The sequence below is a fragment of the Klebsiella sp. 2-CIP_Kleb. genome (assembly GCF_050378715.1).
Classification (GTDB): Bacteria; Pseudomonadota; Gammaproteobacteria; order Enterobacterales; family Enterobacteriaceae; genus Klebsiella; species Klebsiella quasipneumoniae.
This window is the reverse complement of the sequence record NZ_JBNRLG010000001.1, coordinates 1,514,259-1,528,192: the sequence shown is the minus strand read 5'-3', so window position 1 is coordinate 1,528,192 and position 13,934 is coordinate 1,514,259. Positions and strand designations below refer to the sequence as shown.

Here is a 13,934-nt window from a genome sequence, read left to right as displayed (position 1 = left end):
CCAAAACGGATTCTTTCCAGAAAAAGGGTATCCTGGGCAAATGAACATTGTTCCGGCCTCGTCTTGTCGGGTAATAAATAGGCATGCGCATTAAGGGGTTATTCACCAATAAGACAAAAGGAAGCCATGAACCACTTTATATTGAGCGATAGCCGAAAATGTATCGGTTGCCAGGCCTGCGAAGTGGCCTGCGTAATGGCGCATAACGAGGAGCAACATGCGCTGACCCCGCAGCGCTTTTTGCCACGTATCACCGTGATTAAAGCAGAGGGGCAGCGTAACGCCATCACCTGCCGCCACTGCGAAGACGCCCCCTGCCTCCGCAGCTGCCCCAACGGCGCCATCGCCCAGACTGGCGACAGCGTTCAGGTCTGTCAGGAGAAATGCATTGGCTGTAAATCCTGCATGGTGGCCTGCCCGTTCGGGGTGATGGAGGTGGTGGTGACGCCGCAGGCCGCAGGCCAGGTGAAAGCCAGCGCGCAGAAATGCGATCTGTGCGCGGGCCGCGAGGCGGGACCGGCCTGTGTGGAAAACTGTCCGGCGCAGGCGCTGACCCTCGCCGACGATGAGACATTGACCACGATGGCCAGGCAGCGGCGTCTGCGTTCGGCCTGCCAGGAGGCGCAGCCGTGGCAGCGCGGCGCGGCCCCCGCCAGACAGCCCGACGCCGGCGAGAAGGTCAGGCAGATGGCGATGACGCCGCCGCGCGGAGAGCCGGATAAGCTGCCGGCGGAGGTGCGCAAGAACCACTTTGAGGAGATCTATCAGCCGTTCAGCCCGACCCAGGCCCGGCAGCAGGCCGCCCGCTGCCTGAAATGTGGAGAACACAGCATCTGTGAATGGACCTGCCCGCTACATAACACTATTCCGCAGTGGGTCGAGCTGGTGAAGGCAGGGGATATCGCCGCCGCGGTCGCCCTGTCCCATCAGACCAACTGTCTGCCGGAGATCACCGGCCGCGTCTGCCCCCAGGACCGGCTGTGTGAGGGCGCCTGCACCCTGCGCGAGGAAAGCGGTGCGGTCACCATCGGCAATATTGAGCGATTTATATCCGACCAGGCGCTGGCCAGTGGCTGGCGTCCGGACCTCTCGCAGATTAAGCTGAACGGTAAACGGGTGGCGATTATCGGCGCCGGGCCGGCCGGTCTGGCCTGCGCCGATGTGCTGGTGCGCCACGGCGTGCAGCCGGTGGTCTTTGACCGTCATCCGGAGATCGGCGGTCTGCTGACCTTCGGCATTCCGGCGTTCAAGCTGGATAAGTCGCTGCTGACCCGGCGGCGGGCGATTTTCAGCGAGATGGGCGTCCGCTTTGAGCTCAACTGCGAGGTGGGGAAAGATATCCCTCTGGCGACGCTGCTGGCCGAGTATGACGCGGTGTTCGTCGGCGCCGGAACCTATCGCTCCATGAAGGCCGGCCTGCCGAATGAAGAGGCCCCCGGGGTCTACGATGCGCTGCCGTTTCTTATCGCCAACACCAAACAGGTGATGGGGCTGGCGGAATCGGCGCAGGAGCCTTATGTTAACACCGCCGGGCTGAACGTGGTGGTGCTGGGGGGCGGCGATACGGCAATGGACTGCGTGCGTACCGCGCTGCGCCATGGCGCCCGCCAGGTGACCTGCGCCTATCGGCGGGATGAAGCCAACATGCCGGGCTCGAAAAAAGAGGTCAAAAACGCCCGCGAAGAGGGGGCGCTTTTTGAGTTTAACGTCCAGCCGGTGACGCTTGAGCTGGACGAGAACGGGCGGGTGAACGGGGTTCGCTTTTTGCGCACCGAGCTGGGTGCTCCGGATGCCGGGGGAAGACGTCGCCCGACGCCGATCCCCGGCAGCGAGTTTGTTATGCCGGCAGATGCGGTGATCATGGCCTTTGGCTTCCACCCGCACCGCATGCCCTGGCTGGAAGCTGCGGGGGTGGCACTGGACAGCCAGGGGCGTATTAAAGCCGGAGTGGAGAGCCGTTACCGTTATCAGACCAGCCAGGAGAAGATTTTTGCCGGCGGCGATGCCGTGCGCGGCGCCGACCTGGTGGTGACGGCGATGGCGGAAGGCCGTCACGCGGCGCAGGGGATCCTTGACTACCTGGGGCTGAAAACGACGCCGCTTCACTGACGACAAACCCGGCTCCGCAGCGTAGTATGAGGGCGTCCTTTTACGCTGTGGGGTCGGTATGTCACTCAATATTCACGTCATTAAAGATAAAATCCTCTCTGAGAACTGGTTCGTACTACGCAACATGACCTATGAGCTGACGCGGGCGGACGGCAGCGTCGTGCGCCACAAGCGCGAGGTCTACGATCGCGGCAATGGCGCCACCGTGCTGCTCTATAACCGTCATAAGCAGACGGTGGTCCTGGTGCGTCAGTTTCGGGTCGCCACCTGGGTCAATGGCAATCATGACGGCATGCTGATTGAAACCTGCGCCGGGCTGCTGGACAACGACGAGCCGGAGGCCTGCATTCGTAAAGAGGCAGTGGAAGAGACCGGCTATGAAGTGGGCGAGGTGCGAAAGCTGTTTGAGCTGTTTATGTCGCCAGGGGGCGTCACCGAAGTGGTGCATTTCTTTATCGCTGAGTACAGCGACGCGCAGCGAACGACCAGCGGCGGCGGGGTGGATGACGAAGCCATCGAGGTGCTGGAGCTGCCCTTTAGCCAGGCGCTGCAGATGGTCGCTGACGGGGAGATCCGCGACGGGAAAGCGGTCATTCTGCTGCAGTATTTGCAAACCTCTGGCCTGATGGCGGGGAACTCTGACAAATCCGATTGAGTCAGCGGCTGCCGTTGTCCAGGATAGGCGCCGTGGTTGGGTTTATCTGGGGTCGGGCGGTTCATGCTTTTTCGCATCATTTTTTTCCTCTTTCTGGCGGTGCTGCCTTGCTCACAGGCATGGTCGGCACCGGCGCAGCAGCGCTTCAACGACTGGCAGGTCACCTGTAATAACCAAAATTTCTGCGTCACCCGCAACGTGGGGCTGCATTATGGTCTGGTGATGACCCTCAGCCGCAGCGCCGGGGCGGCTACTGATGCCAGCCTGCGTATCGAACTGGGCGGCACCGGCAATCCGGTGGCGACGCTCGCGCCGATAGCGCCGCGCCTGCTGCTGGATGGTAAACCGCTGTCCCTGACCGACAAGCGCTGGCGCATTGAAGATAAACTCATTAAAACTGACGACAGCGTGACGATCGATGCGTTCCTCCAGCGGGTACAGGAGGGAAAAACCCTCTCGTTGGCCAACGGCCTGCAGACTATCTCCCTGCAGGGGCTGAAAGCGGCCCTGTTTTTTATCGACGCCCGGCAAAAGCGGGTGGGCAGCGAAACGGCCTGGGTTGGCAAAGGGGAGGAGCCGCCGCTCAGCGTACCGCCGGCGCCGGCGCTGCGCGCGGTGGCGAGCGCGGATACAGCGCAGTCGCCGCTGGGGCGTGATGAGCTCAACGATCTGATGGACTATGGCAATGAGCGGATGAGCAACAGTAACTGCTCCCTCGATCCGTTCCGCCGCGAAATTCGCGTCACTGCCCTGACGGATGACAAAGTGCTGCTGATGACCAGCTGCGAATCCGGGGCGTACAACACCGTCTGGCTGGCCTGGCTGGTCTCCCGCCAGCGCCCGTATGTCGCCCGCCAGGTGCGGCTAACGCTGCCATTTCAGCCGCCGGGCGAGGCGCCGCGGGAGATAGAGCTTATTAACGCCAGCTATGATGACCGCCGCCATGAGCTGGTGACCCTGGACAAGGGGCGCGCGTCTGGCGATTGCGGGATCCAGACCCGCTGGCGTTTTGACGGCCAGCGGTTCAGCCTCTCCCGCTACGCGCAGCAGCCGACGTGCGACAACTGGCAGGGGCCAGACGCCTGGCCCACGCTGTGGATCACCCGTTAAGTACCTGTTCGGCGGTGGCGACGATATGGTCGACCGTAAAGCCAAAGAACGGGAACAGCTGCTCCGCCGGGGCGGATTCACCGTAGCCGGTCATGCCGACAATCTTGCCTTTTAAGCCGACATATTTATACCAGTAGTCCGCTATCCCGGCCTCGACCGCCACCCGGGCGCTGACGTCCGACGGCAGCACCGACTCGCGCCAGGCCTCGTCCTGAGCGTCAAACACATCGGTGGAGGGGAGCGAAACCACTCGCACATTCACCCCGTTGGCCAACAATTTTTCCGCCGCCAGGACGGTGATCTCCACTTCCGAGCCGGTGGCGATGAGGATCAGGTCGGGTTTGCCTCCGGCATCCTTCAGCACGTAGCCGCCCCGGGCGATATCCTGCACCTGTTGCGGGGTGCGCGGCATCTGCGCCAGGTTTTGTCGCGACAGGATCAGCGCCGTCGGTCCGCCCTGACGCGCGATGGCCGCCTGCCAGGCGACAGCGGTCTCCACCTGGTCGCATGGGCGCCAGGTGCTGAAGTTGGGCGTCAGCCGCAGACTGGCCAGCTGTTCCACCGCCTGGTGGGTCGGACCGTCTTCCCCCAGACCGATGGAGTCATGGGTATAGACCATGATCTGCCGGGCCTTCATCAGCGCCGCCATGCGCGCGGCGTTGCGGGCGTATTCCACAAACATCAGGAAGGTCGAGGTATAGGGGATGAATCCCCCGTGTAGGGCGATGCCGTTGGCCACCGCGGTCATGCCGAATTCGCGCACGCCGTAGTGAATATAGTTGCCCGCGGCATCCTCTTTAATCGATGTCGAGCCAGACCATATGGTCAGGTTACTCGGCGCCAGATCCGCCGAACCGCCCAGCAGCTCCGGGAGGTGCGGGCCATACGCGTTCAGCGCGTTCTGCGAGGCTTTACGGCTGGCGATCTTCGCCGGCTCGGCCTGCAGCTTCGCCACGTAGTCGCGGGCGGTCGCGGCAAAATCCTCCGGCAGGGCGCCATCCATGCGGCGGGTCAGCTCAGCGGCCAGCTCCGGGAACTGCTGCCGGTAGGCGGCGAATTTCTCGTTCCAGGCGTGCTCGGCTTTTTCGCCGCGTGGACGCGCATCCCAGCCCTGATAGATCTCTTTCGGGATCTCAAAGGGGGGATGTTTCCAGCCCAGCTGCTGGCGGGCCAGGGCCACCTCTTTTTCACCCAGCGCCGCGCCGTGCGACTCCTCTGAGCCGGCTTTGTTGGGCGAACCGAAGCCGATGATGGTCCGACAAATGATCAGCGACGGCTTATCTTTCACCGCCTGCGCTTCCGTAATGGCCTGTTTGATGGCCTGAGGATCGTGGCCGTCAATGTCGCCGATCACGTGCCAGTGGTAGGCGCGGAACCGTTCTGCCGTATCATCGGTAAACCAGCCGTCGGTTTTGCCGTCGATGGAGATGCCGTTGTGGTCGTAAAAACCTATCAGCTTGCCCAGTCCGAGCGTGCCTGCCAGCGAACAGGTCTCATGGGAGATCCCCTCCATCAGACAACCATCGCCCATGAAAACCCAGGTGTGATGGTCGATAATCTCATGACCGGGGCGGTTAAACTGCGCCGCCAGGGTGCGTTCGGCGATGGCCATACCGACGGCGTTCGCCAGCCCCTGGCCCAGCGGGCCGGTGGTGGTCTCCACCCCGGGGGTATAGCCATGCTCCGGGTGACCCGGCGTTTTAGAGTGCAGCTGGCGGAACTGCTTCAGCTCTGACAGCGGCAGATCGTAGCCGGACAGGTGCAGCAGACTGTAGAGCAGCATCGACGCGTGGCCGTTGGACAGAATAAAACGGTCGCGGTCCACCCAGCCAGGGTTCTGCGGATTGTGCTTGAGAAAATCGTTCCACAGCACTTCGGCAATGTCTGCCATCCCCATTGGCGCACCGGGGTGGCCGGAATTGGCTTTCTGCACCGCGTCCATGCTCAGGGCGCGGATGGCGTTGGCAAGCTCTCTTCGGGACATAGTTTTCTCCGTGAGACTAAAGTGACAGTTTGGCGGCAAGCAGATCTTCCAGTTTGCGTTGATCGACGGCGAACAGGCGGATACCCTCCGCCAGCTTTTCGACCGCCATCGGATCCTGATTATGTTCCCAGCGGAACTCCGCCTCGCTGAGCGGCACCGGGCGCGGCAGGATCTGGCTGGCAGGGATCAGTTTGCGCACCACCGGGGCGTCGCTGGCCTGCAGCTCTTTTAACAGGGGCGGGGCGATGGTCAGCCGGTCGCAGCCGACCAGGGCGAGGATCTGCTCGGTGCGGCGGAAGCTGGCGCCCATCACGATGGTGTTGTATTTATGCTGTTTGAAGTAGTCATAGATATTGCGCACGGATTTCACCCCGGGATCTTCCTCAACCACGTAAGGATCCAGCGGTTTGCGCGCCTGATACCAGTCATAAATACGTCCGACGAAAGGGGAGATCAGATAGACCCCGGCCTCGGCGCAGGCCCGGGCCTGGGCGAAGGAAAACAGCAGCGTCAGGTTGCAGTGGATCCCCTCTTTTTCCAGGGTCTCGGCGGCACGGATCCCCTCCCAGGTGGAGGCCAGCTTGATCAGGATCCGCGACTTATCAATGCCCATCTCCTGATACAGCGCCACCAGATGGCGCGCTTTCTCGATGCTCTTCTCCCGGTTGAAGGAGAGCCGGGCGTCCACCTCGGTGGAGACCCGGCCAGGAATGCTTTTGAGGATCTCCGCGCCAAAATTGACCGCCAGCTTATCGCAGGCGTGAGTCACCTGCGCTTCACGGCCGCCTCCTTGCTTTTTCGCCCAGGCGATCGCGTCGTCAATGAGTCCGCTATAGGACGCCAGGCCGGCGGCCTTCAGCAGCAGGGAGGGGTTAGTGGTGGCATCTTCCGGATGGTAGTGGCGGATGGATTCGATGTCGCCGCTGTCGGCGACCACGGTGGTGAACTGCTTGATACTGTCTAGCTGATTCATAGATAAGTCCTCCTGGAACAAGGTGTTACATGAGTGCTTGCCGGTATGCGGTATAAATATTGATGAGGTACATAACCAAAAAGCATAGCAGACGGGGCTATTATTGGCGGCGAATCCGGGTAACATAACCGCTATAAATTGATAACAACCAGATCATAGCGATGGCCAGAGTTTGGCGGTGTTCAAAGTTTATCGCCCCGCCAGGAGGGATACTGTCTGCCACTGAAAGGTGAACGACAGGATGGTCATCACGCTTTTTCCCTACGAACGATACGTGAAAGAAAGGAATATAAAATGGATGAGCAGTTAAAACAGAGCGCCCTCGACTTCCACGAATTTCCGGTTCCCGGAAAAATCCAGGTCTCGCCGACCAAACCTCTCGCCACCCAGCGCGATCTGGCGCTGGCCTACTCGCCGGGCGTCGCGGCCCCCTGTCTGGAAATTGAAAAAGATCCGCTGGCGGCCTACAAATATACCGCCCGCGGCAACCTGGTGGCGGTGGTCTCCAACGGCACCGCGGTGCTGGGACTCGGTAACATCGGCGCGCTGGCCGGCAAGCCGGTGATGGAGGGCAAAGGCGTCCTGTTTAAGAAATTCGCCGGCATCGATGTGTTTGATATCGAAGTCGATGAGCTGGACCCGGATAAATTCATTAACGTCGTCGCCGCCCTCGAGCCGACCTTCGGCGGTATCAACCTCGAAGATATTAAAGCGCCTGAGTGTTTCTACATTGAGCAGCAGCTGCGCGAGCGGATGAATATTCCGGTTTTCCACGACGATCAGCACGGCACGGCGATCATCAGCACCGCGGCGATCCTCAACGGCCTGCGCGTCGTTGAGAAGAATCTGTCCGACGTGCGGATGGTGGTCTCCGGCGCCGGGGCGGCGGCAATTGCCTGCATGAACCTGCTGGTGGCGCTGGGGATGCAAAAGCACAACATCGTGGTCTGCGATTCGAAAGGCGTTATCTATAAGGATCGTGAGCCGAACATGGCGGAAACCAAAGCGGCCTATGCAGTGGAAGACGACGGCAAACGCACCCTCGATGACGTGATCGACGGCGCGGACATTTTCCTCGGCTGCTCCGGTCCGAAAGTGCTGACCCCGGAGATGGTGAAGAAGATGGCGCGCGCGCCGCTGATCCTCGCCCTGGCCAATCCGGAGCCGGAAATTCTGCCGCCGCTGGCGAAGCAGGTCCGCGATGATGCCATCATCTGCACCGGCCGCTCCGACTATCCTAACCAGGTCAACAACGTGCTCTGCTTCCCGTTCATCTTCCGCGGCGCGCTGGACGTCGGCGCGACGGCGATCAACGAAGAGATGAAGCTGGCGGCGGTGCATGCCATTGCCGAGCTGGCCCACGCTGAGCAGAGCGAAGTGGTGGCCTCCGCCTACGGCGATCAGGATTTAAGCTTTGGCCCGGACTACATCATTCCGAAACCGTTCGACCCGCGGCTGATCGTCAAGATCGCCCCCGCGGTGGCGAAGGCGGCGATGGACTCCGGCGTGGCGACGCGCCCGATCGCTGATTTTGACGCCTATATCGAGAAGCTGAGCGAGTTCGTCTATAAGACCAACCTGTTTATGAAGCCTATCTTCTCTCAGGCGCGCAAAGAGCCGAAGCGTGTGGTGCTGGCGGAAGGGGAGGAGACCCGGGTGCTTCACGCCACCCAGGAGCTGGTGTCGCTGGGGCTGGCCAAACCGATTCTGGTGGGCCGCCCAAGCGTGATTGAAATGCGCATCCAGAAGCTGGGCCTGCAGATCAAGGCCGGCGTTGACTTCGAGATCGTCAATAATGAATCCGACCCGCGGTTTAAAGAGTACTGGAGCGAGTACTATCAGCTGATGAAGCGCCGCGGCATTACCCAGGAGCAGGCGCAGCGGGCGGTGATTAGCAACACCACAGTGATTGGCGCCATCATGGTTCACCGTGGCGAAGCGGATGCGATGATCTGCGGGACTATCGGCGAATATCATGACCACTACCGCGTGGTGCAGCCGCTGTTCGGCTATCGCGACGGCGTCAGCACCGCCGGGGCGATGAATGCGCTGCTGCTGCCGAGCGGTAACACCTTTATCGCCGATACCTATGTCAATCACGATCCCTCGCCGGAAGAGCTGGCAGAGATCACCCTGATGGCGGCGGAAAGCGTGCGTCGCTTTGGTATTGAGCCGCGGGTGGCGTTGCTGTCGCACTCCAACTTTGGCTCTGCCGACTGCCCGTCAGCCAGCAAGATGCGTAAAACCCTGGAGCTGGTGAAGGCCCGCGCCCCGGAGCTGATGATCGATGGTGAAATGCATGGCGACGCCGCGCTGGTGGAAAGCATCCGCAACGATCGCATGCCGGACAGCCCGCTGAAAGGGTCGGCCAATATTCTGGTGATGCCGAATATGGAAGCCGCCCGGATCAGCTATAACCTGCTGCGCGTCTCCAGTTCGGAAGGGGTAACCGTCGGGCCGGTGCTGATGGGAGTCGCGAAGCCGGTGCATATTCTGACGCCGATCGCCTCCGTGCGTCGCATCGTGAATATGGTGGCGCTGGCGGTTGTCGAAGCGCAAACCGAACCGCTGTAAACGTCATAAAAAAGCCCCGGTACTCCGGGGCTTTTGGTCTGAATTGGCTTCGTTTAGATCCAAGCTTTCACTTTAATAAACTCGCTCAGCGCCGCTTCGGGGCTGCCGGCCTCCGGCTGGTAATCATATTCCCAGCGTACCAGCGGCGGCATCGACATCAGAATCGACTCCGTCCTACCGCCGGTCTGCAGACCGAACAGGGTGCCGCGGTCCCAGACCAGATTGAACTCGACGTAGCGGCCGCGGCGATAGAGCTGAAAGTGGCGCTCGCGCTCGCCGTACGGCGTGGCTTTCCGGCGTTCGACGATGGGTAAATAGGCGTCAGCATAGCCGTTCCCGACCGCCTGCATAAAGGCGAAGCAGTGGTCAAAATCCGGGGTGTTCAGGTCGTCAAAGAACAGACCGCCGATGCCGCGCTGCTCCTGGCGGTGCTTGAGATAGAAGTACTCATCGCACCATTTTTTATAGCGCGGATAGACTTCCTCGCCGAACGGCAGACACAGATCGCGGGCGGTACGATGCCAGTGGACGGCATCCTCTTCAAAGCCATAGTAAGGGGTTAAATCAAAGCCGCCGCCGAACCACCACACCGGGTCGGCGCCGGGCTTCTCGGCAATAAAGAACCGCACGTTGGCATGGCTGGTGGGCACATAGGGGTTCAGCGGATGAACCACCAGCGAGACGCCCATGGCTTCAAAGCTGCGTCCGGCCAGCTCCGGGCGGTGGGCCGTGGCGGAGGCAGGCATGGCGTCGCCATGGACGTGGGAGAAGTTGACCCCGGCCTGTTCGAACACATTGCCCTCGCGCAGCACCCGGCTGCGTCCGCCGCCGCCGCCTTCCCGCTGCCAGGCGTCTTCAATAAACGGCGCGCCATCTACGGCGCTCAGCTGCTGACAGAGGCTGTCCTGCAGCTGGAGCAGAAAAGTTTTAACCTGCGCGGCATCGGGTTTCATTAACGTCTCTTCGAATGGGCTTTCTGGTTATCGAACCAGTGGAAATAGCTGATAATGCCGTTGGCAATCGCGGTGGCGATTTTCTGCCGGAAGGCGGTGGTGCCGAGCAGTTTCTCCTCGTTCGGGTTAGTAATGAACGAGGTTTCCACCAGCACGGACGGTATGGACGGCGACTTCAGCACCACGAACGCCGCCTGTTCGGTATTGCGGCTGTGTAGCTTATGCACCGGCTTGATCTTTTTGAGGATATGCGAGCCCAGCGTCAGGCTGTTTTTAATGGTGTCGGTCTGCACCAGATCGAACAGCACCTGCTGCAGCAGATGGTCTTTATCCGTCGCTTTCTTACCGGCGACCTCGTCGGCGCGGTTTTCGCGATCGGAGAGGTATTTCGCCATGGCGCTACTCGCCCCGCGGTTTGACAGGGCGAACACCGAGGCGCCGGCGGCGCTCGGGTTGGTGAAGCCGTCGGCGTGGATCGACATAAACAGATCGGCGCCGTGCTGATGGGCAATCTCCACGCGGTCATACAGCGGGATAAAGGTATCGCCGGTGCGGGTCAAGCGGGCGTCAATGCCGTTGCTGCGCAAGATGCTGCGCACGTTCTTAGCGATCGCCAGTACCACATGCTTCTCTTTCGAGCCATTATGGCCGATAGCCCCGGTGTCGATGCCGCCGTGGCCCGGGTCGAGCATCACAATGCGGCGGGCGCCGGCCTTTTTGGCGGCGGGTTTGCTGTGTCCATTTGATGTTTTCAGTGGCTGCTCTTTTGCGCTGACCTGTGCAGTGACGCCGCTCAGCGTCATGGCAGCCAGCCCGGCTTTCAGCACCTGACGGCGCGAAGCAAGTATTTTTAAGGGTTTAAAAGTGCTCATTCGGCCTGAATTGTAAACAAGTGATGTCCAATGTTATATCGTATCGCGTTTGCCGTTACGACCATTCAAAATAAGAATTGTTTTACTTTTCATTTCAATACATGACAAAGTCATATTATGCCATTTTTTGTCGCTGATTTCGCCTGATATTGGCTATCAGTCATATTCGCGCCATAATCACTGTTTTTAACCGTCAATGGTGGGGAATACCATGGAGATTCGCGTTTTTCGCCAGCAGGATTTCGAAGAGGTTGTGACGCTGTGGGAGCGTTGCGATCTGCTGCGTCCCTGGAACGATCCGGAAATGGATATTGAGCGCAAGCTGAATCACGATGTCAGCCTGTTCCTGGTGGCGGAAGTGAACGGCGAAGTCGTCGGTACGGTGATGGGCGGATATGACGGCCATCGCGGGTCGGCCTACTATCTGGGGGTCCATCCGGAATATCGCGGCCGGGGTATCGCGAACGCGTTGCTCAACCGTCTGGAGAAAAAGCTGATTGCTCGCGGCTGCCCGAAAATCAATATTATGGTCCGCGAGGACAACGACGTGGTGCAGGGGATGTATGAGCGGCTGGGCTATGAGTACGCCGATGTTCTGACCCTGGGCAAACGCCTGATTGAAGATGAAGAATACTGAGTTTATCCCCGCCGATTTTGATGCCCATGGCCGTCTGCGCCTGCCTTTTCTTTTCTGGTGCGTACTGTTGTTACAGGCCCGCACGTGGGTGCTGTTCTTGATGGCCGGCGCGTCGCGCCAGCAGGGCGATGCGATTCTGAATCTGTTCTATCCCGATCACGACCGCTTCTGGCTCGGTTTACTTCCCGGCGTGCCGGCGGTGCTGGCCTTTCTGCTTAGCGGCTATCGTCAGCGCCTGCCGCGCCTGTGGCGGGCGATGCGCTGGCTGCTGGTGCTATCGCAAGTGCTGCTGTTGCTCTGGCAGCCGATGCTATGGCTGAGCGGCGAATCGCCCTCATCGCTGACCATTGCGCTGCTGGTCGCGGATGGCTATGCCCTGTGGTGGCTGGCAACCAGCCGTCGCCTCGGCGCCTGTTTTCGCCAGACTAGCTTTTAATGGCACTTTTTACCGATCGTGAACTCCAACATGCGTTGAATGACTCAGAAAGGATTGTGAAATGAAATCGCTACGTGTAATGCTCTGCGCGCTTCCGCTGGCGCTCACCGGCTGCTCAACGATGAGCGCGGTCAACTGGTCGGCGGCCTATCCGTGGAACTGGTTTGGTTCTTCCACCGAGGTGACCGAGCAGGGGGTGGGTAAACTGACGGCGTCCACGCCGCTCAACGAACAGGCCATTAGCGATGCCCTGGGGGGCGACTATCGTTTGCGCAGCGGAATGAAGACCGATAAGGGCAATATCGTCCACTACTTTGAAGCGCTGAAAGACAACAGCGTGGCCTTGACCATCAATGGCGACAACGGCGCCATCAGCCGGATTGAGGTGCGTGATGCCGAAATCAAAACCGCCAGCGGCGTGAAAATCGGCACACCGTTCAGCGATCTGTACAGCAAAGCCTTCGGCAACTGCCAGAAAGGCAGCAATGACAACGGGGCGGTCGTCGAGTGTCAGGCCGAGGGGAGCCAGCATATCAGTTACGCCTTCACCGGCCACTGGAGCGGCCCGGACGAACTGATGCCCTCCGACGATACGCTGAAAAACTGGAAGGTCAGCAAAATTATCTGGCGTCGCTAAATTGATCTGAAGAGACACGACGGCCCTGAAAAACGGTTACAATGGCGCGTTAGCAACGCGACAGCGTTGTGGTTGCATCATTTCAGGAGGAGCGATGTCTCAGGTTCAGAGCGGCATTTTGCCGGAACATTGCCGCGCGGCGATTTGGATTGAAGCCAATGTCAAAGGGGACGTTAACGCCCTGCGCGAAGCGAGCAAAATTTTTGTCGATAAAGTGGCCACCTTTCAGGCTAAATTCCCTGACGCCAAACTCGGTGCCGTGGTGGCGTTCGGCAATAACGTCTGGCGTCAGCTGAGCGGCGGCGAAGGGGCGGAAGAGTTAAAAGATTTTCCGGTCTACGGCAAAGGGCTGGCGCCGTCCACCCAGTATGACCTGCTGATTCATATTTTATCCGCCCGCCATGAAGTGAACTTCTCGGTGGCGCAGGCCGCGCTGGCCGCCTTTGGCGACGCTATCGAGGTGAAAGAAGAGATCCACGGCTTCCGCTGGGTGGAAGAGCGTGACCTCAGCGGCTTCGTCGACGGCACCGAAAACCCGGCGGGGGAAGAAACCCGTCGTGAAGTGGCGGTGATCAAAGACGGCGTGGACGCGGGCGGCAGCTACGTGTTCGTCCAGCGCTGGGAGCATAATCTCAAACAGCTGAACCGCATGAGCGTGCCGGATCAGGAGATGATGATCGGCCGCACCAAGGAAGCCAATGAAGAGATCGATGGCGACGAACGTCCGGTCACGTCGCACCTGAGCCGCGTTGACTTAAAAGAAGATGGCAAAGGGCTGAAAATTGTTCGCCAGAGCCTGCCGTATGGCACCGCCAGCGGTACCCATGGCCTCTATTTTTGCGCTTACTGCGCGCGTCTGTACAACATCGAGCAGCAGCTGCTGAGCATGTTCGGCGATACCGACGGCAAACGCGACGCGATGCTGCGCTTCACCAAACCAGTGACCGGCGGCTATTACTTCGCGCCGTCGCTTGAGCGTATTCAGGCGCTGTAA

Annotated in this window: 12 protein-coding genes; 8 read left to right on the top strand and 4 right to left on the bottom strand. The window is 60.2% G+C overall.

All coding sequences use genetic code 11. From position 1 onward, the window contains the following. The first annotated feature begins 126 nt into the window (after positions 1–126). The 3 genes from aegA to ACQUTP_RS07405 all read left to right on the top strand — a co-directional run bounded on the left by aegA (position 127) and on the right by ACQUTP_RS07405 (position 3,874). Positions 127–2,109, top strand: coding sequence for a formate-dependent uric acid utilization protein AegA (aegA, locus tag ACQUTP_RS07415; RefSeq protein WP_004201961.1), 1,983 nt, complete (start codon positions 127–129; stop codon positions 2,107–2,109). A gap of 58 nt (positions 2,110–2,167) precedes the next feature. After that, positions 2,168–2,764, top strand: a complete 597-nt coding sequence (gene nudK, locus ACQUTP_RS07410) for a GDP-mannose pyrophosphatase NudK (protein WP_023318855.1) — start codon at positions 2,168–2,170, stop codon at positions 2,762–2,764. Positions 2,765–2,827: 63 nt separating this feature from the next. Next, a complete protein-coding gene (locus ACQUTP_RS07405; RefSeq protein ID WP_032456449.1) occupies positions 2,828–3,874 on the top strand; it encodes a DUF1176 domain-containing protein in 1,047 nt (348 codons plus the stop codon). On the opposite strand, the gene tkt is transcribed toward ACQUTP_RS07405, so the two are convergent. Together tkt and tal are read right to left on the bottom strand one after the other, a co-directional pair. Further along, a complete protein-coding gene (gene tkt / locus ACQUTP_RS07400; protein WP_285755158.1) occupies positions 3,864–5,858 on the bottom strand; it encodes a transketolase in 1,995 nt (664 codons plus the stop codon). The two genes, ACQUTP_RS07405 and tkt, sit on opposite strands and share 11 nt — an antisense overlap. Before the next feature lie 16 nt (positions 5,859–5,874). Further along, positions 5,875–6,831, bottom strand: coding sequence for a transaldolase (tal, locus tag ACQUTP_RS07395; RefSeq protein WP_004201965.1), 957 nt, complete (start codon positions 6,829–6,831; stop codon positions 5,875–5,877). Positions 6,832–7,125: 294 nt separating this feature from the next. On the opposite strand from tal, the gene maeB reads away from it, so the two are divergent. After that, positions 7,126–9,405, top strand: coding sequence for an NADP-dependent oxaloacetate-decarboxylating malate dehydrogenase (maeB, locus tag ACQUTP_RS07390; protein ID WP_004201966.1), 2,280 nt, complete (start codon positions 7,126–7,128; stop codon positions 9,403–9,405). Positions 9,406–9,458: 53 nt separating this feature from the next. On the opposite strand, the gene hemF is transcribed toward maeB, so the two are convergent. Next, positions 9,459–10,358, bottom strand: a complete 900-nt coding sequence (gene hemF / locus ACQUTP_RS07385; RefSeq protein ID WP_023318852.1) for an oxygen-dependent coproporphyrinogen oxidase — start codon at positions 10,356–10,358, stop codon at positions 9,459–9,461. Next, complete coding sequence (amiA, locus tag ACQUTP_RS07380; RefSeq protein WP_004201984.1) at positions 10,358–11,230, bottom strand: N-acetylmuramoyl-L-alanine amidase AmiA; 873 nt, start codon at positions 11,228–11,230, stop codon at positions 10,358–10,360. Before amiA ends, hemF begins: the two co-directional genes overlap by 1 nt. 211 nt (positions 11,231–11,441) lie before the next feature. Between amiA and ACQUTP_RS07375 the strand changes: the two genes are divergently transcribed. The 4 genes from ACQUTP_RS07375 (at position 11,442) to ACQUTP_RS07360 (ending at position 13,934) form a co-directional block, all read left to right on the top strand. Then, entirely contained in the window at positions 11,442–11,867 is a 426-nt protein-coding gene (locus tag ACQUTP_RS07375) for a GNAT family acetyltransferase (protein WP_002913637.1), read from the top strand. Further along, complete coding sequence (locus ACQUTP_RS07370) at positions 11,854–12,303, top strand: DUF2919 domain-containing protein (protein WP_017900453.1); 450 nt, start codon at positions 11,854–11,856, stop codon at positions 12,301–12,303. Before ACQUTP_RS07375 ends, ACQUTP_RS07370 begins: the two co-directional genes overlap by 14 nt. A 61-nt stretch (positions 12,304–12,364) precedes the next feature. Further along, positions 12,365–12,940, top strand: a complete 576-nt coding sequence (locus ACQUTP_RS07365; RefSeq protein WP_048295270.1) for an RpoE-regulated lipoprotein — start codon at positions 12,365–12,367, stop codon at positions 12,938–12,940. 94 nt (positions 12,941–13,034) lie between these two features. Continuing rightward, positions 13,035–13,934 (top strand): Dyp-type peroxidase, encoded by a 900-nt coding sequence (locus ACQUTP_RS07360; RefSeq protein ID WP_004201987.1) that lies wholly within the window; start codon positions 13,035–13,037, stop codon positions 13,932–13,934.

Bases quoted from the DNA above. Each gene is read 5' to 3' on its own strand.
- hemF (WP_023318852.1), bottom strand. From the start codon at position 10,358: ATGAAACCCGATGCCGCGCAGGTTAAAACTTTTCTGCTCCAGCTGCAG.
- ACQUTP_RS07405 (WP_032456449.1), top strand. From the start codon at position 2,828: ATGCTTTTTCGCATCATTTTTTTCCTCTTTCTGGCGGTGCTGCCTTGC.
- maeB (WP_004201966.1), top strand. From the start codon at position 7,126: ATGGATGAGCAGTTAAAACAGAGCGCCCTCGACTTCCACGAATTTCCG.
- ACQUTP_RS07375 (WP_002913637.1), top strand. From the start codon at position 11,442: ATGGAGATTCGCGTTTTTCGCCAGCAGGATTTCGAAGAGGTTGTGACG.
- amiA (WP_004201984.1), bottom strand. From the start codon at position 11,230: ATGAGCACTTTTAAACCCTTAAAAATACTTGCTTCGCGCCGTCAGGTG.
- ACQUTP_RS07360 (WP_004201987.1), top strand. From the start codon at position 13,035: ATGTCTCAGGTTCAGAGCGGCATTTTGCCGGAACATTGCCGCGCGGCG.
- ACQUTP_RS07370 (WP_017900453.1), top strand. From the start codon at position 11,854: ATGAAGAATACTGAGTTTATCCCCGCCGATTTTGATGCCCATGGCCGT.
- tkt (WP_285755158.1), bottom strand. From the start codon at position 5,858: ATGTCCCGAAGAGAGCTTGCCAACGCCATCCGCGCCCTGAGCATGGAC.
- aegA (WP_004201961.1), top strand. From the start codon at position 127: ATGAACCACTTTATATTGAGCGATAGCCGAAAATGTATCGGTTGCCAG.
- ACQUTP_RS07365 (WP_048295270.1), top strand. From the start codon at position 12,365: ATGAAATCGCTACGTGTAATGCTCTGCGCGCTTCCGCTGGCGCTCACC.
- nudK (WP_023318855.1), top strand. From the start codon at position 2,168: ATGTCACTCAATATTCACGTCATTAAAGATAAAATCCTCTCTGAGAAC.
- tal (WP_004201965.1), bottom strand. From the start codon at position 6,831: ATGAATCAGCTAGACAGTATCAAGCAGTTCACCACCGTGGTCGCCGAC.